Annotated in this window: 22 protein-coding genes and 1 tRNA gene; 10 read left to right on the top strand and 13 right to left on the bottom strand. The window is 57.9% G+C overall.

The window, feature by feature from the left end; genetic code table 11:
* Positions 1–90: 90 nt before the first annotated feature.
* The gene (locus AC07U5_RS07625; protein WP_062427349.1) at positions 91–351 is read right to left on the bottom strand and encodes a hypothetical protein; all 261 of its coding nucleotides are present in this window, start codon (positions 349–351) and stop codon (positions 91–93) included.
* A 90-nt stretch (positions 352–441) separates the two neighbouring features.
* Positions 442–1,902, bottom strand: a complete 1,461-nt coding sequence (locus tag AC07U5_RS07630) for an SPOR domain-containing protein (protein WP_494722670.1) — start codon at positions 1,900–1,902, stop codon at positions 442–444.
* A gap of 269 nt (positions 1,903–2,171) precedes the next feature.
* Between AC07U5_RS07630 and AC07U5_RS07635 the strand changes: the two genes are divergently transcribed.
* The 3 genes from AC07U5_RS07635 (at position 2,172) to AC07U5_RS07645 (ending at position 3,758) form a co-directional block, all read left to right on the top strand.
* The gene (locus AC07U5_RS07635; protein ID WP_062437439.1) at positions 2,172–2,438 is read left to right on the top strand and encodes a hypothetical protein; all 267 of its coding nucleotides are present in this window, start codon (positions 2,172–2,174) and stop codon (positions 2,436–2,438) included.
* Between the two features lie 26 nt (positions 2,439–2,464).
* Positions 2,465–2,731 (top strand): hypothetical protein, encoded by a 267-nt coding sequence (locus AC07U5_RS07640; RefSeq protein WP_494722671.1) that lies wholly within the window; start codon positions 2,465–2,467, stop codon positions 2,729–2,731.
* A 658-nt stretch (positions 2,732–3,389) separates the two neighbouring features.
* Positions 3,390–3,758: a hypothetical protein gene (locus AC07U5_RS07645; RefSeq protein ID WP_062427346.1), complete on the top strand. Its 369-nt coding sequence runs from the start codon at positions 3,390–3,392 to the stop codon at positions 3,756–3,758.
* Between the two features lie 177 nt (positions 3,759–3,935).
* Here AC07U5_RS07645 and AC07U5_RS07650 read toward each other — a convergent pair whose 3' ends face one another.
* From AC07U5_RS07650 to AC07U5_RS07675, 6 genes are all read right to left on the bottom strand, one after another.
* The gene (locus AC07U5_RS07650) at positions 3,936–4,331 is read right to left on the bottom strand and encodes a response regulator (RefSeq protein WP_062598408.1); all 396 of its coding nucleotides are present in this window, start codon (positions 4,329–4,331) and stop codon (positions 3,936–3,938) included.
* The gene (locus AC07U5_RS07655) at positions 4,303–7,731 is read right to left on the bottom strand and encodes a CheR family methyltransferase (RefSeq protein WP_062427344.1); all 3,429 of its coding nucleotides are present in this window, start codon (positions 7,729–7,731) and stop codon (positions 4,303–4,305) included. Before AC07U5_RS07655 ends, AC07U5_RS07650 begins: the two co-directional genes overlap by 29 nt.
* A 2-nt stretch (positions 7,732–7,733) precedes the next feature.
* Positions 7,734–8,333, bottom strand: coding sequence for a PAS domain-containing protein (locus AC07U5_RS07660; RefSeq protein WP_494722672.1), 600 nt, complete (start codon positions 8,331–8,333; stop codon positions 7,734–7,736).
* Between the two features lie 148 nt (positions 8,334–8,481).
* The gene (gene fghA / locus AC07U5_RS07665; RefSeq protein ID WP_494722673.1) at positions 8,482–9,315 is read right to left on the bottom strand and encodes an S-formylglutathione hydrolase; all 834 of its coding nucleotides are present in this window, start codon (positions 9,313–9,315) and stop codon (positions 8,482–8,484) included.
* Between the two features lie 26 nt (positions 9,316–9,341).
* A complete protein-coding gene (locus AC07U5_RS07670; RefSeq protein ID WP_111850739.1) occupies positions 9,342–10,016 on the bottom strand; it encodes a DUF1345 domain-containing protein in 675 nt (224 codons plus the stop codon).
* A 6-nt stretch (positions 10,017–10,022) separates the two neighbouring features.
* Complete coding sequence (locus AC07U5_RS07675) at positions 10,023–10,469, bottom strand: YaiI/YqxD family protein (protein WP_062427341.1); 447 nt, start codon at positions 10,467–10,469, stop codon at positions 10,023–10,025.
* 162 nt (positions 10,470–10,631) lie between these two features.
* Between AC07U5_RS07675 and AC07U5_RS07680 the strand changes: the two genes are divergently transcribed.
* From AC07U5_RS07680 to AC07U5_RS07695, 4 genes are all read left to right on the top strand, one after another.
* A complete protein-coding gene (locus AC07U5_RS07680; RefSeq protein ID WP_111850741.1) occupies positions 10,632–12,116 on the top strand; it encodes a helix-turn-helix transcriptional regulator in 1,485 nt (494 codons plus the stop codon).
* Between the two features lie 147 nt (positions 12,117–12,263).
* Positions 12,264–12,443 carry a CsbD family protein gene (locus AC07U5_RS07685; protein WP_062427339.1) on the top strand — a complete coding sequence of 60 codons (180 nt, stop codon included), beginning with the start codon at positions 12,264–12,266 and terminating at the stop codon, positions 12,441–12,443.
* A 25-nt stretch (positions 12,444–12,468) separates the two neighbouring features.
* Complete coding sequence (locus AC07U5_RS07690) at positions 12,469–12,792, top strand: BON domain-containing protein (protein WP_062427538.1); 324 nt, start codon at positions 12,469–12,471, stop codon at positions 12,790–12,792.
* On the top strand, positions 12,789–13,292 hold the full coding sequence (locus AC07U5_RS07695; RefSeq protein ID WP_113327145.1) for a DUF992 domain-containing protein: 504 nt from the start codon (positions 12,789–12,791) through the stop codon (positions 13,290–13,292). The genes AC07U5_RS07690 and AC07U5_RS07695 overlap by 4 nt, the downstream gene beginning before the upstream one ends.
* Before the next feature lie 96 nt (positions 13,293–13,388).
* On the opposite strand, the gene AC07U5_RS07700 is transcribed toward AC07U5_RS07695, so the two are convergent.
* The 3 genes from AC07U5_RS07700 to poxB are packed head-to-tail and all read right to left on the bottom strand — an operon-like array spanning position 13,389 to position 17,450.
* Positions 13,389–15,242 (bottom strand): FUSC family protein, encoded by a 1,854-nt coding sequence (locus AC07U5_RS07700; protein ID WP_494722674.1) that lies wholly within the window; start codon positions 15,240–15,242, stop codon positions 13,389–13,391.
* Complete coding sequence (locus AC07U5_RS07705) at positions 15,229–15,714, bottom strand: FUSC family protein (protein WP_062437454.1); 486 nt, start codon at positions 15,712–15,714, stop codon at positions 15,229–15,231. The genes AC07U5_RS07700 and AC07U5_RS07705 overlap by 14 nt, the downstream gene beginning before the upstream one ends.
* A gap of 11 nt (positions 15,715–15,725) precedes the next feature.
* Positions 15,726–17,450 (bottom strand): ubiquinone-dependent pyruvate dehydrogenase, encoded by a 1,725-nt coding sequence (gene poxB, locus AC07U5_RS07710; RefSeq protein WP_494722675.1) that lies wholly within the window; start codon positions 17,448–17,450, stop codon positions 15,726–15,728.
* A 95-nt stretch (positions 17,451–17,545) separates the two neighbouring features.
* Between poxB and AC07U5_RS07715 the strand changes: the two genes are divergently transcribed.
* Both AC07U5_RS07715 and AC07U5_RS07720 read left to right on the top strand, forming a co-directional pair.
* Complete coding sequence (locus AC07U5_RS07715) at positions 17,546–18,484, top strand: LysR family transcriptional regulator (RefSeq protein ID WP_494722676.1); 939 nt, start codon at positions 17,546–17,548, stop codon at positions 18,482–18,484.
* A 95-nt stretch (positions 18,485–18,579) separates the two neighbouring features.
* Positions 18,580–19,683, top strand: a complete 1,104-nt coding sequence (locus tag AC07U5_RS07720; protein WP_494722677.1) for a hypothetical protein — start codon at positions 18,580–18,582, stop codon at positions 19,681–19,683.
* 439 nt (positions 19,684–20,122) lie between these two features.
* Here the strand turns inward: AC07U5_RS07720 and AC07U5_RS07725 are convergent, their stop codons facing one another.
* Together AC07U5_RS07725 and AC07U5_RS07730 are read right to left on the bottom strand one after the other, a co-directional pair.
* Positions 20,123–20,371: a hypothetical protein gene (locus tag AC07U5_RS07725; protein ID WP_112519110.1), complete on the bottom strand. Its 249-nt coding sequence runs from the start codon at positions 20,369–20,371 to the stop codon at positions 20,123–20,125.
* A gap of 233 nt (positions 20,372–20,604) precedes the next feature.
* Positions 20,605–20,694: transfer RNA gene (locus tag AC07U5_RS07730), tRNA-Ser, on the bottom strand.
* A gap of 267 nt (positions 20,695–20,961) precedes the next feature.
* Here AC07U5_RS07730 and AC07U5_RS07735 point away from each other — a divergent pair.
* Positions 20,962–22,017 (top strand): septal ring lytic transglycosylase RlpA family protein, encoded by a 1,056-nt coding sequence (locus AC07U5_RS07735; protein ID WP_113179663.1) that lies wholly within the window; start codon positions 20,962–20,964, stop codon positions 22,015–22,017.
* Positions 22,018–22,110 lie beyond the last annotated feature (93 nt).

Here is a 22,110-nt window from a genome sequence, read left to right on the forward strand (position 1 = left end):
TTCAAACGGTCGCTCTAGGATCGAACCCGTAAATGGAAAAAACCCTGCGAAACGAAGGTTTCGCAGGGTTTCTTTTTGAGCCGCCGTTTCTCAACGAAGACGGAGATGCACAGGCGCCCGGCCGGATGGTCCATCGATATGAAGATGGATCTTGGCCTCAGGCTGGTTGCTGCGCCAGGCACGTGCGCCATGGCAAAGCAGAAGATTGACCAGGTCGCGGGTCTTATGCCGGGATCTGTTGAGTCCAATGTCGGCAATTTTCATTGCCGCTTCGTGGATGGGATGAAGCACCGACGCCGACTGGCTTCTGCCTTTGGGGGCGATGTCCAAGTAGTTTTCATTGATTGCCATCTGTAAAGCCTCGTTACTCAATACAATTCGAGGAGTGGGCAGGCCGTGTTTTACAAAACGCCACGGCCTGTCCTGGAACAGTCTGTTGGCCTACTGGAGCGAAGCCCAGCAGCTGACACCTTTCTTCTTCAGAGCATTGCATGCATTGACTGCATCATTCTGACCGTTGAAGCCGCCAAAACGGGCGCGGTACATCTGGGCGCCGTCCTTGGTGAACGCGACCGTAAATGGCTTGGCGGTACGCAGTGCATTGCCGCCCTTATCCTGCGCAGCCTGAAGCAGGTTGCGTGCGGAATTCTCGTCCGGGGATGCGCCGATCTGGATCACCCAACCCGCGCCGCCAGACGGTGCGGCTGCGCTGGACGGCGACGTGGAGGCGGTCACGATGTTATCAACCTTCGTGGAGTTGGTCACCACGGAACGATCTGGCTTCATGCTGACGGGAGGGACAAGCTTTACCGGAGCGCGAGGACGTGTTGCGACATCCATGGCAGCAACAGCTGCATTGGCCTGCGCTGGCGCGAATGCGGAGACCGGGGCCTCGTCGCCGTAACGCTGCTGCGGAACAGGACCGGCATTTGGAAGACCGGAGGTGGGTGCGGTAGCGGCGACGACAGCGACGGGTTCTTCGATCGGAGCCGAAGGCGTTGCTGCAATCAGGTTGCTATTTCCGCCACGCGAAGCTTTCGGCAGATATTCCGCAACCAGCTTGCGCATGGTGGCGTCACGAGCGGCGCTCGAACGGCCACCGAGAACGACAGCAACGATAGAACGGCCATCGAGCTGCGCTGATGTTGCGAGGTTGCTACCGGCAGCGCGGGTGTAACCGGTCTTGATGCCGTCAACGCCGCGAACCGTACCGACGAGACGATTGTGGTTGCCGATCACCTGCTTACCGAAGGTGAAGGTGCGGGTATTGAAGTAACCATAATATTGCGGGAAGTGCTGGCGCAGCGCGACGCCAAGACGAGCCTGATCGCGCGCCGTCGTCATCTGCGCGGTATTGGGAAGGCCGTTGGCATTGCGATAGGTGGTGCGTGTCATGCCAAGCGCACGAGCCTTTGCCGTCATCATACGTGCGAAACGCTCTTCCGAACCGCCCAGATGCTCGCCGAGTGCCGTTGCCATATCGTTGGCGGAACGGGTGACGAGGGCGAGAATGGCCTGTTCGACAGTGACCGAACCACCGGCGCGCACGCCAAGCTTGGACGGAGGCTCCTTGGCGGCGTTTGCCGAAACCGGAACCTTGGAGTCGAGGGTGATGCGCCCGGCGCTCAACGCTTCGAAAGTGAGGTAAAGCGTCATCATCTTCGTCAACGAAGCGGGATAGCGCAGACCATCAGGATCTTCACCGTAGAGCACCTTACCCGTTTTGGCATCGATGACGATGCCAGCATATTTCGGGTCCGCCTTCGCCACCTGCGTAGCGGAAACAGTGGTTGTCGCCACGGCCGCTGCAAACAGCAGAGCCTTCACAAAAGAGGTCGCGCCTACTGCGCGACCAAGCGCCTCAGATAGTTTTTTCAACACTGTTGAACTCTTCAATCGCATGCCACAGATCCGTCCGACACGCCCCGCCAGACAATTTCACGTTTCGAAATTTAGGTGAATGACGTTACCAAGTGGTTTATGAATCGTATTCGCAAACCATAAAATGCGGCATTTCCGGCATTCGCCTTTTTCAAACAGAGTGAATCTTTTCAGAATCTTAGCGCGACGTGCGATCGCTCGCGAGAGCCAAGGGAAATCTCAGGCGTGTGCGTCACTATTGAATCGCCCGCGTGCCGCTGCTACCTGATGCTGAAATCAAAGGACGAAGAATGGCCTCTCGCGATCGATACTCCCGGAAACTCGAATGCTCGCGCTGCGGGCACAGCGGATTTGCCGAAGCGTCTGAGATAGATGAAAAAGATTCTGCTCACGTGGATTTTCGTATTGATGAGATGCCACGTGGTTTCAGAGCGGAGCGTCCTTCAACGAACCCGGCGGATTACATGATCCGTTGTGCTCAGTGCGGCAATATTTTTCGCTTTCAGCAGAAGACAGCTTACGCGCCCGGCGGCGAGCCTCGCAACAAGCGGGCCTGAGTTGATCTTCATCCTTATAGAGGACCTTGCCCAAGGAGTTCGATGTGAGTCTCGACGCGCAGAGTGATAAAAGGGAGCCGCCGCGCAAGCCGCTCTGGCCATGGCTTCTACTGCTCGTGCTGACGCTGCTTGCCATCTATGGGTATCATTGGTTTACCCAGATGGTTGATGATCTGATCGTCAACATGCCGACGGCCATTGTCGAACTGCTGGACCAGCTTCTTGGCGAGGAGTCCCGTCGCGATCGTCCTTTACCGAACCAAAACTGGCGGGCCGTCGCACCGTCCCCCTAATGCGGGTACAAAAAAGCCCCGCAAATTGGCGGGGCAGGTTGTTCGCTCGGGGAAAGTTGGGCAATGCCCGGGAGCGATGGTGGAAAGCTAACGCTGAAAGAGGGCGCCTGCGAGGTCATATCGCGGCTCATCGGTACGCTTGCCCAAAAAATGTCAGTAAGCGCGACCTATTTCCCAAAAAGAAACCCGCACGAGGCGGGTTGTCAGTCGAGAGGGGAACTAGAGACTGGGAGTCTCAGCCAAATAACGGAGTGCCGCCCGAAAAGTTGCGATGGAAAACAGATTTTCATTCAAACAATCACGTCGCACAGAAGGTGGCGCGCTTCCATCCGGGCAGGCGCCTCGCTTAAAGCAGCGAAGAAAAAAGCCCCACCTTCTAGGCGGGGCGAGGTGTTACCTGATTGGCTCTCAGGACTTGGGAGCTCCCCTGAAATAAGAGGAACGATGACTGGATTAGCGCGGCGACAGTCGCTGCGAAAGGTCAATGCGCCGGAGATCGGTACGCTGCCTCAAAAGAATTGACCGGACATGTTTTGTCCGTGTCGGTCGAGGTCTTGCTATGGGCTTCAGCATTCATCGCGTGTTCAGAGCTTCTATGCCAGATTGATCCTGCGTTGACTGGCAAGCTTCTGTGCCAGTTCACCTGGAGATTTCTGCCATGAAGAAAGTTATGCTTTCGATCCTTGCTGCTGTGCTGACGACTGGCACTCTGTTCGCCAGCGTTCAGACGGCTTCCGCGCAATATTACGACGGGCCTTATCGCTACGAACGCCGCGGCCCTCCGCCTCCGCCATATCGCGACCCTCCACGCAGGCATCGCCATAACGACACGGGCGCCGTCATTGCCGGCGGCATTGCAGCCGGTCTTCTCGGTGGCATCATCAGCGGCGCTATCGCCAATGACAGTGGTCCGCGCTACGTCGAGCCTCCGCCACCACCGCCACCCCGCTGCTGGTTGGAAGATCGCCGGGTACCAAACTCTTATGATGGTGGTTGGCATATGGAGAGTTTCCGGGTCTGCCAGTGACCTGAGGCATGGTCCATGCAAAACTGTGCTGCGGTTTTTTGATAATGACCTGCGATAAAGCAACGAGCTAAGCGCAGGAAGCAAATCTGAAAGACCGCGACATGCTTTGAATTTATCAACGAAAAAGCCGGCTGAAATGCCGGCTTTTTTGCATCGATCTGACAGGAGGAGAACGGTTTACGCGCTTGCTCGAACTTCTTCAGAACTCTTTGGATCAGCGCGGTCCGACAGTTTTTCCAACTCGTTCAACAGTTTTCCAGGCAGGCATGGTTTCTGGCAAAAAGCAGAAGCCTCGTAACGTTGCGCCAATTGCCGACCGTCAGCATGGCCGGAATGGAAAACGAAAGGGATATTGCGTTCGGACAAGACGTCTGCGACGGGGAACACTTCGCCATCGATCAAGCGTACATCGAGGACTGCGCAGGTTGGCGTGTGATCCTTGAGATAGAGCGATGATTGCTCGATGCTGGCAAAAGGCCCTGCGACGTCCCATCCAGCCTCTTCAAAGGTCATTTGGAGGTCCAGGGCAACGAAGATTTCGTCTTCAACGATGAGTACCGATTTGCGTGTCATTTAATACCGAACGTGGCAGAGTCAGAATATGGTGGAGTTCGGAGCCTTCGAGCTTGGTGTCAATCGCGCCTCCCAATTGCCGTGCGGCGCTTGACAGCAGAAGAGTCCCAAATCCTTTTTCCCCGAATGCTACAACGGGCTTTCCTATTGTTTCGTTCCATAGCAGATAAATATTTTCGTTATCTTCGTTCCAGCTCACATTCAGCTTGCCCTGGCTTTGGCCGAGGGCTCCGTATTTCAGCGCGTTCGTCGACCATTCATGCAGGATGAGAGTCAACGGCGTGATGCATTTTGCAGGAATCGGTAGGGATCCTTGCGAGATTTTTATGCCGCCCTTCTGCTCATAGGGTGCAAGGATTGTCTTGACCAGTTCGGCAATCTCGACCGGACCTGTGCGCTTCTGGTTCGATGCAAGCGAATGGGCGTTGCCCAGCGCCAGAATGCGGCCTTCGACATCTGCAACCAGGCTCTGCACCGTGTCATGCTTGCGTGCTGCCATGCGCAGGATGCCGCCGATCATGGCGAAGAGGTTCTTCACCCGGTGGTTCATCTCGTTCAGCATCAACTCGCGCGTTTCGGCAAGCCGATACTCGGCCGTCACATCGACGGTGACACCGATGATCCGCGGGGAATCCGTATCGCCAACGTAACGTCCGAACACCTTGATCCAGCGAGACCCTTGCGCGGAGGCAAGTTCGGTCGTCAGGTCGAAACCGCCATGGTCCTTCTCGGCCTGCTGGAGGGCTTCGAGCACCTGGATCCGATCATCTTGCCGGATTTTCGCAAGGAAATCTTGCTTGCTGAGGTGGTCGCTCTGTGCCTGTAGCAACTCCCTTGTGGACCCACCGAGAAGAAACTCCTGCCGTTCCGGCAGATACTCCCACACGCCGATGCCTGCTGCTTCGACGGCAAGCTCGTGCCGGTTCTGCTCTCGCTGCAACTGGGTTTCTACACTGACCGCATGCGAGATGTCGGTCATGACAATGGTTGCGCCGGTGATGGTGCCATCCGTGGTTTTGTAGGGCAGGATTCTGAGGGTAAATGTCTTTCGCGTTTCTTCGTGCCAGACGGTATCCTGGTAATCCACGCCTTCGTCCATGACATGACGGACATGATCGAGATAGTCCGGGGTCAAGAGGCGCGTGGTGACATCCGAAATCGGGCGACCGCGATCAGATGCCTGCAGCGGGAAGATTTCGGTGGCCGCGCGTGTGAAGGACCGCACACGCAGGTTTCGGTCCAAAACGATGATGGCGAGGTTGGTGGAATCGAAGAAGTTACGAAGATCGGTATTGGCGATCGTCAGCTGCTCGATCTTGTTTTTCAGCTCGTCATTGACCGTGGTGAGCTCTTCGTTCGTCGACTGAAGCTCTTCGTTCATCGACATCATTTCTTCGTTGGAGCTCTTCAGCTCCTCATTCGCTGTCTCAAGCTCTTCGGTTGCGGAGCGAAGGCGATGCTTGGCCGAGCGCAATTCGCGCTCGAGGGCTTCGACATGCCCGTTGCTTGGTTCAAGGCTGATAAGGTCGCTTTCCTCCAGCGGCGTGAACTGCCCGGCATCCTGAAACACCAGGAGGAACCTGTCGTCGTCCACCGGATCGCAGATGATGTCTGTCGTCAGCGAGCCAAATTCGGTGATGACCTCAACCTTGCTGGATATGACACGCTTCTTCGCTGAATGGGCTTGACGCAGCAGAGGTCCGATCTGCTCCTTGACTCCGGGACGGGCAAGCGAGGCAGCGCTGGTCTCGTTGGAGCGGGACACCGGAAAATCGAAAAAGCGGCTCAGCTTGCCGAAGGCTGCCATGATCTGACCTTCCTGGTCCAGAAGCATGCTGGCAGGCACGTATCTTTCAAGCAGACGCGACACGACGGTTTCGTCGTCGCTTCTGGCTGCATCATGCTGAACATCGGAGCCGCCCGGTCGGCGACCCTGATCCTGGCGTCCTCCGGGAAGCGGAATGGGGTAAGTCGGAAGACCCGGCAGTCTTTCGAAAAGCCGCGCCTTCTGGTCGATGCTGGCGAAAACCGTCTCGAACCGACCAACGCTTTCGGAGGGACCAAGGAAGAGAAACCCGCCCGGTCGCAACGCATAGTGGAAGAGCGGCATGATCGTCTTCTGCAGCTTGTCATCAAAATAAATGAGCAGGTTGCGGCAGGAGATCAGGTCGATCTTCGAAAAGGGCGGATCCTTCACAAGGCTGTGGCCGGAGAAACGGATCATGTCCCGGATCTGGCCGACGAAGTTGAACCGGTCCTTGTGCGGAATAATATAGCGCTCGTGCAACGCGGCTGGAATGTCGGCCAGTGCGGCATTCGGATAAGAGCCCGACCGGGCGATCTGCAGCATGCTCTCATCGATATCGGTCGCGAAGATTTGGACATCGCATAGAATCTGTAACTCGCGGGCTGCTTCGGCAAACAGCATGGCGATGGAATAAGCCTCCTCGCCACTCGAACAGCCGGGCACCCAGACGCGCACGCCTCCGTCGCGTGCTTCCTGGCTCTGGAGGAGGGGCCGGATCGCCCGATCGCGCAGAACGTCGAAAAACTCCCGGTCGCGGAAAAATCGCGTGACGTTGATCAGCAGATCGCGAAACAGCGCTTCGCATTCATCCTGATCGCGTTGCAGCCGGTGCAGGTATTCCCTCGCGCGTTCGATGCCGAGAACATGCATTCTGCGTTCGATACGGCGAACGAAGGTGGTCTTCTTGTAGCCGGAAAAATCGTGACCGACTGAGCTTCTCAGCGTCTTGCACAACTCGTCTATATGATCCTCGACCAGCGAAGGCTGCTCATCGGCAAGCACCTTTGTGCGCCGGAAGAAGAAGCCGGCGATGCAGGCAAGAATCTTGTCGGGCGGCTGGATGAAATCCACGAGGCCGGTGCCAGCGGCAGCAAGCGGCATGCCGTCATATTTTGCCGTTTCCGGCTCCTGGGCGACGCACAGGCCGCCATTTTCCTTGACGGCGCGAAGACCTGTGGAACCGTCCGCGCCCGTGCCGGACAGAATAACGCAGGCGGCATTGCCGTTCTGGTCATTGGCGAGCGAGACGAAAAAGTCGTCGATCGGGCGACGCAATCCGCGGGGCTGAGCGAAGTTCGTCAGCTCGAGCGTTCCATTGGAAATGGACAGACCGTGTCCCGGCGGAATGATAAAGACGGTGTCCGGCTGGATACGCTCTCCGCCCTGACATTGTTTCACGGAAAGTGCGGTGTGCCTGCCGATCAATTCTGCCAGCATGCTTTCATGGTGCGGATCGAGATGCTGCACGACGACGAAAGCGAGGCCGGTCGGGACTTCAGCAGAGCTGAACATCTCGCGAAGAGCCTCCAGTCCTCCTGCAGATGATCCGATGCCGACGACGGGCACATCCTGGGCTTCTGCACGTTGGTCCAAACTCAATCCCTCAGGGTCCGACCAGACTGGCTCTGGTCGCTTTTATCAAGCTCGGCCAAGGTCACTTTTGCCTGCGCAATCGTGGTGGCGGAGCTTGCAATCGTTGCCAGGCTGCCTTCGATAATGACATTATGGCCCTCAAGCATGGGCTGAATACGCGTGAGGGTCGTGCCTAGATCAGTGTTGTATTTGTCGAGCAGGTCGGGTCTCGTCCGGCTGATATCGAACTGCGATGCGAATATGTATTGGACGTCGCCGGATGAGGAACTCAGCTTCGACATGAACAGCAAGTTGACGAACGGGCGGCCATCCTTGCGGAAATTGACGATTGGTGTGCGTATCACCGACGAGGTTGGCCGAGACAGGAAGGAGTGAATCTTCGATCGCGCCTCTTCGTTCGAAGCGCGCTCACCGCCTGCGCCTTGCTGTAGCATCCGGCAATTCTTGCCCAGAACATCGGCGTCGTCATAGCCGGTCAGGGTTTTGAAGTGCTGATTGACGAGGACAAGTGCGTTGTCTCCTTTCGCTTCGGCGAGCGCCAGAGCAACTGTTGCGTTATCGAAAAACTCCCTAAGGGGAGGCAGAACAAGTGACTTCGGCATTATCTCATCAACTCAATGTATTGCTTATCTAATTAAGGTAGATTTCTTGTTTTGATAAGGGCAAGGCGCGAGAAAGATCACTCGCATAACGAAAACTTGCCCTCAATCATGCCTTGATGTCGATCACGACCGACGCAATTCTAATGGCTTAGACCAGACGTGCCGCGTGCCACTTCAGGTGATCGTCCATGAAGGTGGAGATGAAATAGTAAGAGTGATCGTAACGGTCGTGAAGGCGTAGCGTGAGGCCGATATCGGTTCCTTTGATGGCCTCCTCGAACAGCCATGGGCGCAAGCCGCTTTCCAGAAAACTGTCTGCTTTTCCCTGGTCGATCAGAAACTCAGGAAAGCGCGCACCATCTTCCACCAGGGCGCAGGCATCGTAGGCACGCCATGCGGCTTGATCTTCGCCGAGATATTTTTCGAGAGCCGGGCGCGACCAGTCCGCAGACGAGGGCGCGACGATCGGCGCGAAGGCGGAGCAGCTCTTGAAGCAGTCCGCATTTTTCAGCGCAATTGTCATCGCGCCATGACCGCCCATCGAGTGGCCGAAAATGCCCTGTCGGCTCATATCGGCGCGGAAATGCTCACCGATCAGCGCCGGGAGTTCTTCGGTGATGTAGCTATACATCTGATAATGCTCGGCCCAGGGCGCCTCTGTGGCATCGAGGTAGAAGCCGGCGCCTTTGCCCATCTGCCAGTTGGTCAATTCGTCGGCGACGTCATTGCCGCGCGGGCTGGTATCCGGGCAGACGATGATGAGGCCGAGCTCTGCGGCGAGCCTTCGATACTCACCCTTTTCCATGACGTTGGCATGGGTGCACGTCAGTCCGGAAAGGTACCAAAGAACGGGGCAGGGCTCGTTGATCGCCTTTGGCGGCACGAAAACGGCGAAGGTCATTTCGCATTTGCATGTTTCGGACTCATGCGCATAGACACCCTGCATGCCGCCAAAAGCCGTGTTCTGAGAAATTACCTTCATGTTCTGCATCCTTTATAAAAGCGGTATCAACCTGCCAGCGACACCGCGGCGTTGACCGCCGCTGCCACCAGCACAGTGTTGAAGAAGAACGACACGATCGAGTGGACGAGCGTGACCTTGCGCATGGCCGTTGTGGTGACGGCAACGTCGGAGGTCTGCGCCGTCATACCGATGACGACGGAGAAATAGAGGAATTCGTAAATACCGGGCGAGGCGGTATCGGGAAAGTCCATGCCGCCCTTCGGCTCCCGCTTTCCGCCATCAGCAGATGGGCGCCAGAACAGGTGGGCATAATGGACCGCGGCCATGGTGTGGATCGTGAGCCACCCCAGAATGACCGATAGAAAGGAAAGTGTCAGAGACAGCGCGGTTTCGCCGGAATGATTGAGCGCCATGAACAGCGACACCACAGCGACGACGACGGCAAACAGCGTGATGAAGATGATGGCGATCGCTGGAAGATCGTCGCGATCGGCATGAGCCTTGAGATGGGCTGCTGTCAGATAGGGAAGCCGGAGGGCGAGCAGGAAGAGGTAGGTCAGAAAAAACGCAACGGCGGCAGATTCGATGGCGAGCTTCGGTATGAGCATGAGCATTGCTGCCAACACCGCGCCCCCTAAGACGGCAGCAATTAGAAATGGCCGATGACGTGCGTAGAGACTGATCTTTGTCTGTTCTTTTGTCTTGGGTGCGATCGCCATGCTCGATTACTTCTTTATCCGGCGGCAAAGCCGGTCAAGGGTTTCCAGGAATTGCGAACGGTCACGTGGGGAGAAGGCGGCATTGTAGCCCTTGCTTTCACCCGTTTCACGCAAATGCGCGCCAAGGTCGCGCATGGCGGTGGCCATGCCGATATTGGCTTGATCGAAAACGCGGCCAGTCGGACCCGTGACCATGGCGCCATTCGCCACGCAGCGACCGGCCAGGGGAACATCCGCGGTAATGACGATATCGCCTTCGCCGGCACGCTCCGCAATCCAGTCGTCAGCCGCGTCGAAACCGTTTGAGACGATGACGTTTTTCACCTTGGGATCGCGGGAGGGTCGCAGCCCTGAATTGGCGACGAAGGTAACGTCGAGATCATGCCGTTCTGCGACTTTCAGTATTTCCGGCTTTACCGGGCACGCATCGGCATCGACATAAATCTGCGGCATTGAAAAGGCTCGTCCTTTTGGATCGTTCGTCGTGCAATCGCTTGGGTGCCCATTTGAGCTTTTTTCCGCCCCTGCGCAACATGTTTGCGCTTGCCCGCGTTTCACCGGACTATCGTCTTCGATCCATTTCACATCATTCATAAACGAAAGAGATTGCCCCTCATGAGCGACATCGAGCAGTCCCCGAAGATCAACCGTCTCGTTCTGCAGCACGTCATTGCGGGCTTGAGTGACGGTCTCATTCTGGTGGAGCCGGATGGCACAATCTCCTGGGCGAACAAATCCGCGCTTGAGATGCACCGGGTCGAGACGCTCGAGGAGCTCGGCACGGACATCGCGGCTTACCGGAAGAACTTCACGCTTCGCTATCGCAACAATCATCTGCTCGACGAGGGGCAGTATCCCCTGGAGCGGCTGGTGGCCGGCGAGGAGGTTGACGATGTGACCGTTGAAATCTCTCCGGCATCCGACCTCGACTTGACGTGGGTTCACACCATCCGGGGTTTGACGATCGAGGATTCGGGTGCGAAGCCGGACGTCACTGTTCTGATCATCCGTGACGAGACGCCGCTTTACGAGGCGGAAGAGCGCTTTGAGAGAGCCTTCAACGCCAACCCGGCGCCGGGCCTGATCTGCCGCATGGAGGACAAGCGCTTCATTCGCGTCAATCAGGGTTTTATGGAGATGACGGGGTTTACCCGAGAAGAGATCATCGGCCGCAGTGTTGAAGAGCTTGGTCTCTTCTCCAATTGCGAAACCGGACAGGACGCGCTTGATCGGCTTGAGGACGGACGCATCATTCGCCACCGGGAGGCGCTGATCCCCATTACGGAGGGTGACCGACTGGTGATCGTTGCTGGCGAGGTGATCGCTGTCGGTGAAGAGCCCTGCATGCTTTTCACATTCGCCGATCTCGACGGGCGCAGAAAAGCGCAGAATGCCTTGCGCCAAAGCGAGGAGCGCTTCTTCAAGTCCTTCCGCCTTTCTCCGGCTCCGACGGCGATTTCGCGGCTCGAAGACTTTGTCTTTACCGAAGTCAACGACGCGTTTCTGGAGCTGTGCGGTCGCAAGGAACAGGAAGTCATCGGCAAGACAGCGAGCGAGTTGAAACTGTGGGATGACGTGAATGCACGCAGAGACGTGGAACGCCGCCTGAAGGGCAATGTGCCGATCCGCGAAGAGCCACTCAGGATGAACCTGAAGGATGGTGGCAGCGCTGAATGCGTTGTCTCTGCTGAACGCGTCGAGATCAACGACCAGCAATGCGTCATCTGGGCGCTTCAGGATGTGACGGAACGTCGCCGCTCCGAGGACGAGTTGATCGAAGCGATCGAAACCGTCATGGCGGATACGTCGTGGTTCAGCCGCACCGTTGTCGAGAGGCTGGCGGGCCTGCGCCAGACATCGAGAGGAACGGCATCAACGGCGTCGCTCAGCGATCTCACCGAGCGCGAGGAAGATATTCTGACGCTGATCTGCGAAGGTTGCAGCGACAAAGAGATGAGCGACCGGCTTAATCTCTCCAAACACACCATCCGCAACCACATTGCCTCTCTCTATGGCAAGATCGGGGTGAACCGCCGTGCAGCCGCGGTCATCTGGGCGCGCGAGCGAGGCTTCAGCGGGCGCAAACTGCGCAAAGTTTGAATTTCCCTGCTGATTTTATTGAAAAAAGGCCAGTTTGTACCAGTAGGACTAGTAGTTTTCTCTCTGATGCGGAGGCCTTCCTCGCTCTATCTTTTCACCATGGCGCCAATGACGGCGACATCATGATGAGAAGGAAGGAGTTCTAAAATGGATAACAACCGCATCGAAGGCGCAGTTCGCCAAGTCAAGGGCTCGATCAAGGAAGCCGTCGGCAAGATTGCCGGCAACACGCACATGCAGGCTGAAGGCCGCGCCGAAAAGGTCGCAGGCGAAGTGCAAAGCAAATACGGCGAGTCCAAGGACACCGTTCGCAAGACCTTCAAGTAAAGCCTTCGGCCAGGAGTTGATCGAGATGATGATTTCTTCCGACGAGGCACTTGCGCCCGCCGCCAACCCCCAGGACTGCAGCCTCTGCGCCGCACTTCAGGCAATCATCGCCTATGCGGATGGGCAGGAAGGCAGCCGTATCACGGTATCCATGGAGAATGGCAGGGTCATGCTGACGGGTGAAGTGGAAACGCTTGCCTCACTCGAATGCGCGGTCTTCATCGCGGAGTGCTTTGCCTCGCGCCCGATCATCGCCGATCTCTCGATCAAACCGACCATTCAATACCTGGCGCCTCCGCGCCTGACCAAACCAAACCTCTATATCAACGACAACAGGAGTCCACTATGAAGAAGATCGTTCTTGCCACCGCAATTGCCGCTCTTGCCGTTGCACCCGTCGCCCATGCCGAAGCAAAGCGCTCGCACAAGCAGATGGAAACCGCACAGAAAGAGCGTGTCGGCACGCTGTCTTGTGAAATCGAAGGCGGCATCGGTCTGGTGATCGGTTCCAGCAAGGCGGTGTCCTGCGAATTCCGTCAACGCTCGGGCGACGTCGAACGCTACACCGGCACTATCGGCAAGATTGGCCTCGACGTAGGCGTGACCGGCAAGCAGTATTTGAGCTGGATCGTCTTCAACACGGCTGAATCCCGCGTCGGCGATGGCGCGCTGAGCGGTAACTACGTCGGTGCTTCCGCCTCTGCCGCGGTTGGAGTTGGTCTCGGCGCCAATGCCCTGATTGGCGGTAACGCCAAGAACTTCGCGCTGCAGCCCTTGAGCGCCCAGGCTGGTACAGGCGTCAACCTTGCCGCCGGTATCGCTAATCTGCAGTTGAAGTCTGCCGGTTAATCCGGTTTGCCAGAACGCCAAAGAAAGCGTTAGCCCATCATAGAATCGCGGGGCGGTGGAATTTCCACCGCCCCGTTTCTCGTTGACGGAATGGTTTCAGGTCACATGGTCCTTTGCAAGCCGCCTGTGCCAGGCTGCCGCTGCCTCTCCTGCAAGGTTGCGCATCTCACGCAGAGCCGACTGGTCACCTTCGTTCAGTCGATGGCGGCGGTATCGCAAGCCGCTGAGGTCGTGCAGCGCAACTTCGACATCGATACTCGCCAGGCCTGCGGCGCGTTGTGCGGTACGGACATCCAGCACAGGTCTTCCGGCTGTGACGCTTTCCAGATAGGCGCGATTTTCTTCCCGGCCTTTCACGATCAACGTGTGGAGCGGCGGTCCGAAATCCGGCCAGAGAACCAGCACGGCCAGCAGTGCTGCGATGCTGCCAAGCAGGTTGTCCACCACACGCGCTGCTGCAACACCGCTCCCCGGATGCATCATATCGGTGACGATGATGAAGAGCATGGTCAGGACCACGACGAAGATGGAATAATTGACCGCCCGCAGCGAAATCGTGACGCTGGCAAGCAGGATTGCCAGCACGCACAAGATGACGGGGTGCTGCGTGACAGAGAGCAGCGCCAGAGCCAGAAAGCCACCGAGCAGGGAACCGAAAATGCGTTCGAGCGATCGCGCCCATGTCACGCGAGCGCCGCCCTGAAGGCAGACGATCAGCGCCATTGTTGCCCAGTAGGGATAACCCAGCTGAAAGATGATGGCGATGTAGTAGACGCCAATGACACCCGCAGCCTGGCGTAAGCCCAGCCGCAGCGCACCCCTCATGCGGTCCTTCCAGTTTGGAGCGATCTGATGTGGCGGTGCTGCCAAGGCCTCGTTGGATTGCTCCGGTTTTTCAAGCACGCGCAACGCGTTCTTAAGCGCCAGCACGCAGCCGATCATGAGATCGTCTGTCAGATGTTTGGCTGTCCTGTCCAGCCGCTCGATGCCGCGGCGAAGGAGGTTTTTCTGACGGACATCGCCTCGCAGAGAAAGGCGGACTCCGAGCAGGGCGGTGGCGAACGCGCGCGCTGTTGCCGCGCGCTCCGTTGTCGGCCCCAATCTGTGGATATAGGCGTGGTCCAAGGCGACGAGGGCGCCGAAGATGATCTCTGTTGCCCGGAGCGCATTGTGGTATTGACGCGCGTCTGCCGGGTGCCGAGCCAGCACCGTTCTCAATCGCTCCATCGCCATGCGCACGGCGCGTCTGTGCTCGGCATGTTCACTGTGCCACTGCGCATCACGATGGTCGTGATCGCCGATCGCGGCCAGATCTGCTGCCATATCGAACAGCCGTGCAATGACCGCGCCCGCGTTGCGGTCGAGCGATGCCGTTGGATCGATCCGCCAGAACAGATTGATGAGGAGAAAGGCCCAGCTTCCCCCGGCCAGAAATGTCAGCGACTGTGCTGCGGCGGCGGGAGCCGGGTGCGGAAAGCCAACGGCAACAACGGCGACCACTGCGAGTAGGGTCCCGAGCAAACCGTCGAGGGAGAAGGCAGCACCAGCCAGTATGGCGACGAAGACGAGGGCAGGGCCGACGGCGAGAGCAGCTTCCATCCCCGCTGATGCGCCCCAGGATCCGGCAAAGGCGAGGATGGTGCCGATCAGGACGAAAAGTCCAAGGGTGCGGCGGCGCATGGCATGAGGACCTGGTCCGTCGCAAAGGCATGTCCAGAACGCAGCGAAGACCGCCCAGCCGAGTGCGGGCTGACCGGTTGTCAGCGCGATGATCAACGGCGCTCCGACAGCGAGTGCGGCGCGCGCACCTTCTTCGCCGCTGAATTGCTCGGGGAGCAGGCCGACGGCACGCAATTCCAGCCGGCGGGCGGCCCGTCGAAGATGAGGTAGCGCCCATCTGCCTTTCAACCGGATATTACCACGGCGTCTTTGCTGTTCAGCGTCGGCCATAACGCATCCAGATAATCTGTTCCGCGATGGCATGTAGCGCTGCACCGACAGCGCTCCCCAGCAAAACTTCTGCGCCTCGATACATGCCAACTTCCCAAAGCGGCGTCTCAGCCGTGGTTGTCAGGAAAACGATGGGACAGGTCCACATACAAACCTTCAAGGATGGATAGCGTCGCACGATGACGGCTGCGAGCGCGACGGCAATGGCAATTTCCGCTACAGGACCGATGCCAAAGCCTTGCGCCGCCGTTCCGATGACAACGGCGATGATCACGCCGAGCAGGGTGCCGGCAAACCGCCCGATGGTGGCCTGGCGCGTATCGCCAAGCTTTTCCTGACCGACGATGATGCCGGACATCGCGGCCCAGACGGGATGAGGAAGCCCGGCCGCCTCCGCCAGAATATAGGACAGCGTCGCGGCCCCCGAGCAGCGCAGGACAAAAGCCAGGTCGCGGACGCGTGTCTCGTTCACGGTCGTCTCCCTTACCTCAGCAGATTGGTACGTGCGAGTTCGACCACCTCATCGCCGCGGCAGCTGATGATGGCCTTTAGCATATAGAGGCTGAAGCCCTTGGCCTGTTCGGCCTTGATCTTCGGCGGCATGACGAGTTCCTGTTTTGCGGTCACGACATCCACCAGCACGGGTCCTGGATGGGCAAAGGCGGAACTCAAAGCCCAGTCGACATCGACGGATTCTTCGACGCGTATGCCTTTGATGCCCATGGCGTTGGCCATGGCGGCAAAATTCGGGTTTTCGAGGTCTGTGCCGGTATCGATATAGCCGGCCGCTTTCATTTCCATCGCCACGAAGCCGAGCGAGCCATTGTTGAAGACGACGATTTTGACCGGCAGATTGAGTTGCGCCAGCGTGATGAAGTCGCCCATCATCATGGTGAAGCCGCCGTCACCTGAGAGTGACACGACCTGCCGGTCGGGGGCTGCAGCCTGGGCGCCGATGGCCTGCAGCATGGCATTTGCCATCGAGCCGTGGTTGAAGGAGCCCAGCAGACGCCGCTTGCCATTCATCGCCAGATAGCGTGCCGCCCAGACAGTGGGGGTACCAACATCGGCGGTAAAGATCGCGTCTTCTGCCGCAAGTTCGCTGATCCTTTGCGCCAGATATTGCGGATGGATCGGTTGGCCGGCCCCAGAGGGTTTCGCCAGATCGTCCAATCCTTCGCGCGCCTTGAGATAATTGGCGCGGGCAGCTTCGAGAAAATGCGCGTCGTTGCGAGGCTTCAAGTGCGGCAGTAGAGCGGAGATCGTTTCGCCAACGTCGCCGACCAGACCTTGCGTCAGCGTCGCGCGCTTTCCCAGCGCGCCCGCATCGCGGTCGATCTGAATGATCCGCGCCTTGGTCGGGTAGAAAGCGCGATAGGGGAAATCGGTGCCGAGCATCACCAGCGTGTCGGCATTTTCCATGGCGTGATAACCGGACGAGAAGCCGATCAGACCGGTCATGCCGACATCGAAGGGATTGTCCCATTCGACGTGTTCCTTGCCGCGCAGCGCATGAACCACCGGGGCTTTCAGCGCATTCGCAAGCGCCACAACGGCATCGTGATGGCCAGCGCAGCCGCTGCCCGCGAGAATGGTGATGGCCTTGCCCTCATTCAGCAGATTGGCAAGGCGGCTGATCTCCTCTCCGCGTGGAAGGATGCGGGGCAGGGCCGGAACGGCCTGAGGTGGGACTGTCGAGACGGGCGCATCGGCGAGAGCGACATCGCCCGGAATGACAAGCACGGCAACCCCGTTCTGGCCGATCGCCGTATTTAGCGCGCGATTAAGGACGCCCGGCATCTGTGCAGGATTGGAGACGAGCTCGACAAAATCCGCGCATTCGCGAAACAGTTCCTGCGGATGGGTTTCCTGAAAATAGCCGAGACCAATTTCGGAGGAGGGGATGTGAGCCGCGATCGCCAGCACCGGAACGTGGTTGCGCTTGCAGTCAAACAGGCCATTGATCAAATGCAGGTTGCCCGGGCCGCAACTGCCGGCGCAGACGGCGAGCTTGCCCGTGACTGCCGCTTCGGCGCCCGCTGCAAAGGCAGCGGTCTCTTCATGACGCACATGCATCCATTCTATTTTTCCAAGCCGCCTCAGGCTGTCGTTCAGCCCGTTGAGGCTATCGCCAGTGACGCCCCAGATGCGTTCGACACCGATATCGGCGAGGGTTTCTGCCAGTAGATCAGCGACGGTCATGGTCATGGATATCTCCTTCTCTGCTTTGCATCGGTGTCTGTCTTGAAAGCTGGGAGCATTTCGATCTAATTTCCAATATATAAACAGAGGCTTTTTCATATATGATATTGGATGACATCGATATTCGGCGGCTTCGCTATTTCCTTGTCGTGGCGGAGCAGAAGCACTTTACCCGCGCGGCAGATAAGATCGGCATTCGCCAGCCGCCGCTCAGCATGCAGATTCGTCAGCTTGAGGAAACGGTGGGCGCACAGCTTTTCACCCGACACGCCAAGGGCGTGGAGTTGACGGCAGCGGGGAGGGTGTTTCAGGAGACTGCGCTGGATATCGTCGCGCGCTTCGAGGACGCACTCACTCAGGTGCGGCGCCACGCGGCGGGCCAAACGGGACGCCTCCGTCTAGGCTTTGCAGGTGCCACCTATTTTCATCCGGCAATTCCGCTCATCATTCGCGCCTATCGTTCAGCCTATCCAGATGTTGTGCTGTCGCCGGAGCAGAGCAATACGCCCGCTCTTCTTGCGGGCCTGCGGGAAGGGAGGCTGGATGTGGCCTTCATCCGCCCGCCGGTCCTTGAGGATGGGTTGCTCTCCGTTCGCGCCTGTCTGGATGAAGACATGGTGATCGCGCTGCCCGCCGATCATGCCTTGCGTGACCATGACGCGGTGCCGCTCGACGCCATTGCCGGTGAGAATCTGATTCTTTTCCCCCGAGACATCGGACCTGGCCTCTATGACAGCATTGTCTCCGCCTGCAACGAGGCAGGCGTCAGCCCCAAGCTCGGCCAGGAGGCGTCGCAGATCGTTTCCATTATCCCGCTGGTTGCCGCAGGCTTTGGCGTTTCGATCGTGCCGCGCTCGGTTGGTTCGATCAAAAGCGATGGCGCCGTCTACCGCCCGATCGCCGGGCAATCACCGCGCGCACCGATCGCCATAGCGACCAGAACCGATGACCGTGCGAAACTTGTCACGTCTTTTATGGTGAGCGCAATTCAGACCGCGCGGCGCACTGCCCCGACCGATTCCGCCAGCGCATCCGGATAAGGTGAGACCGGTCAAGTGGCTTGTCGCGGTTGTTTAGTCATCTCTGATAAACTATTGATGCCGCGCTTGTGATCAGAAACTGCGCAAAGGCCATCATGACAATCCCCGACATCAAGCTTCCTCCGCGCCCTTTAAAACTAAAGCGTGGCGTGTTGTCCGTACCATTCGCCTACTACTTCTCTCCGCTGATTCTACTGGCACTCGCCGTCTTCATGCTGTGGGCTGAAGGACCTGGAATCATCCGGGACTACAAGATCAGCCAGAACCCGGTGGAGATCGAGGACGGCGATCTCAACGGTAGTTGCAAAACCCGAAAGGCTGTCTTCACCACCTGCAACGCCAAGCTCGCCTACGACTATGAGGGCAAGCACTACAACAGTGACGTGGAGGTGATGTTCGTCGATATGCACTCCGGCGACTATGAGGCAGGTCTTTTCATCTCGGGCTCCGATCCGCAGCTTGCGACTATTTCGCTCGGTCTCGACATGCTGTGGAACAGGATTATCACCCTGGCGATCCTTTTTGTTCTTCTCGGCTTCGGCGGGATCGCCCTGCTTTTTGCACTCGTTCGATTTTTCCGGGCAAAGGCCAAGCTCGGCGAAGCTCAGCCACTGACGCTGTTGCCGGTCGCGCTCACGAATGTCACGAAAAAACGCGGTGGCCTTTTCCTCACCTATTCGGACACGATCCGCGACGACAAAACCAAACGGCAGTCCTTTTCGCTGATGGGTAGGGACGAGGTTCCGTTCATCATCGGACAATCCGAAAAACACGATATCGCGCTTGCCGCCTGGCAGGAGAACAGTCCGCTGCCAGTCCTTCTGGACGATCGGTTGGAGCGGATCGAATTGACCGATGCGGAAAGGGCACAGGCGCTGTCAGCTGTCGCTGCCAATACACCCGTGTCGGAAGGCGCGCGGGCGACAGGAACCCAGCCTCAAAAATCCGCTGGCGCTTCCACCCTGCAGGGACTCAAGGCATTCGGCATCATCATCCTGCTGATGATCGTCGGACTCGGGGGCTATTGGCTTTGGTACGTTACCGCCGCGCCGTCACAATTCACGTCACCGGCGATGGACATCAACAACCTCATGCCGGGTCCAATCAACAAGTGGGGATGCGCCCAATTGCAAAAACGCTTCGGCGATCAAAACGCACCATTTGGTTGCACGGCTGGAGATTATCGAAGCTGGAAGTGACCCACCTCGATGAGCCTGAACTGTCATCCGGTTTCGGCTCATTTTGCCGCTCATCCTTGGCGGCGGACGTCGAGGTGCGACGGATGAACAACCTAAATCTGGGGGCGAATTGCGGGTAGGCTCCAAGCTTGTGGGGCACGACCGGAGATGTGGTCCATGCCATGGCTTGAGGGTGCTGCAGATGCCGCCGACTGCTTAGTCTGATCGCCTCACGAAAGGACTGAACGACTCAAAATTGCAGAATAGAGATCGTGTGTGGAAAGCATCAGCCTGGTGCTGTTAAAGCCCTTTGGATAATGGCAAATGGCCGGGGAGGCGATTGATCAGATCGCATCTCCGGCCATCTAGCGTTTGCTACTCCGCGAAGCGCGCTATCAGCGCCGATGTCTAAAGGCTTGTATTCTGCTGAGACGTCTGAAACTGCAACAGTCCGTACAGTTTACCTGACTATAACGCCGTATTCTTGGGTGCCGCCATAAACCGGTGGGCGGTAGCGGTAGTCACGGCGCGGGCCGCGGCGATCACGCCACTCGCGGCGGTCGTAGTTGCGGTAGTATCGATCCCTTTCATAGGATCGGTCGTAAACGCCCGCCGAATAGTAGCCGCCGCTGCGGTAACCGCGGTCATCCACGCATCCACTCAGAATTCCGACAGAAACGAGGCAGATCGCTGCGCTTAAAAGTTTCATGATTTCTCTCCCAATGCCGGACATTAACATATGCCGATGCACAAGGTTCCACCGCGCTTGAAGGCGGTCATTCGAGACCACGAAGAAGAGCAGTTCGGATCACCAACTTCCAACACAAGCCAAGGCGTCGCTACGCCAGCATGTGGAGCCTAGCCGCTGTGAAAGCACTGATCAGAAGACTGCAGACGCTAAACACCTTGGGTGATACAGCAAGTATTTGATTTTTTTGAAAGTGGCGGATGGGGTGGGATTCGAACCCACGGTACGGTCTCCCGCACGCCGGTTTTCAAGACCGGTTCCTTAAACCACTCGGACACCCATCCTCGCCTGCCGCGGGTTTATAAACATTTGGGCCAGCGCGTCAATTGCCTCAAAAGCCTTATTTATCAGTCGCTCTCGCCAGATCAGATTTAACCATTGCTTAACCACGTTGATTACAATTTTAGCTTTCCGGATCATATCGTTCGCATTTTCGCCATGTTGCGGGCAAGATTAGGCATCCGTTAAGTGCTTCGATGTGATGGGCGTGATCATCGAGGTGTGAGAGGGGCCGTACACAGGCGCGGTCTAAAGCAGCACGGGGCAAGAATTTGAAGTCTACCGTTACGAAGCTTGGCGTCAGCGTCAAATGGGTCGGCATTGCCGTTCTCTGCGCCGCGACCGCATCATGTTCGACGACGTCGGAAACAAAAACGAAGCCGAAGCGCAGCAAGGAATATTTCGCCGAGTCGGAATATGGCGTGAAGGCAAGTCCGCGGATCGCAGAAGGTGCCAACGTCCCCAAGGGCGGTGGCCGGTTCCTCGTCGGCAATGCCTATACCGTCAAGGGCCGTCGGTACTTCCCGAAGGAAGATCCGGGCTACGACAAGTCAGGCCTGGCATCCTGGTATGGTTCCGCCTTTCACGGCCGCATGACGGCCAATGGTGAAGCCTACGACAAAGAACATCTTTCTGCCGCCCATCCCACATTCCCGCTTCCAAGCTACGCCCGCGTGACCAACCTCGAAAACGGCTCCTCTGTCGTCGTGCGCGTCAACGATCGCGGCCCGTTCCATGAGGGTCGCCTGATCGACGTCTCCAGTAAGACAGCCGATCTGCTCGACATGAAGGGTACGGGCACTGCCAAGGTTCGTGTGCAGTATGTCGGTCGCGCACCGCTTGACGGTCACGACATGCCATTCCTCATGGCGTCCTACATTCCAAAAGGCTCGCGCTCTCCGGGCGTCAATCCTGAAGGTCAGATTGCAAGCGGCGTGATGGTTGCCTCTGCATCGAAAAGCAATATTCCGATCCCGTCCAACCCCGCTTACGGTGGCTCGGCGCAGACCGCACTGGTTGGCACGAAGAAGAACAATGCGCTACAGGCCATGCCGTTGGTCGAAGGTGCTGCTCCGGCTTCCTTTGGAGGGCAGGGCAACGTTCAGTTCATCGCGCTTCCAGAGATTGGTCCGTTTATCAACGAGCGTCCGGAAGGCAACTTCCTGCGCGTTCCAGGCCCATCGCCGCGCTACGCTTCTGCCTATTCCGAAGCAGCGCCAGCATCCAAGGCTGCTCACGTTTTCGACGCCGTTCTTGTCGAGCGCGGCGAGCTGACGGAACAGTCCATTCTGAATTACGTAAAGAACAAGCAGAACAAGGCGCGTTGAGCTTTGCCTCGGCGGCCTTGTGGCCCATAATCGCTGTGTCTGAGGACGATTCCAATTTACGGATCGTCCGGCGGGCGTGGAGCAGCAAAACAG

This window comes from Agrobacterium sp. GW821-FHT02D03 (assembly GCF_059421725.1).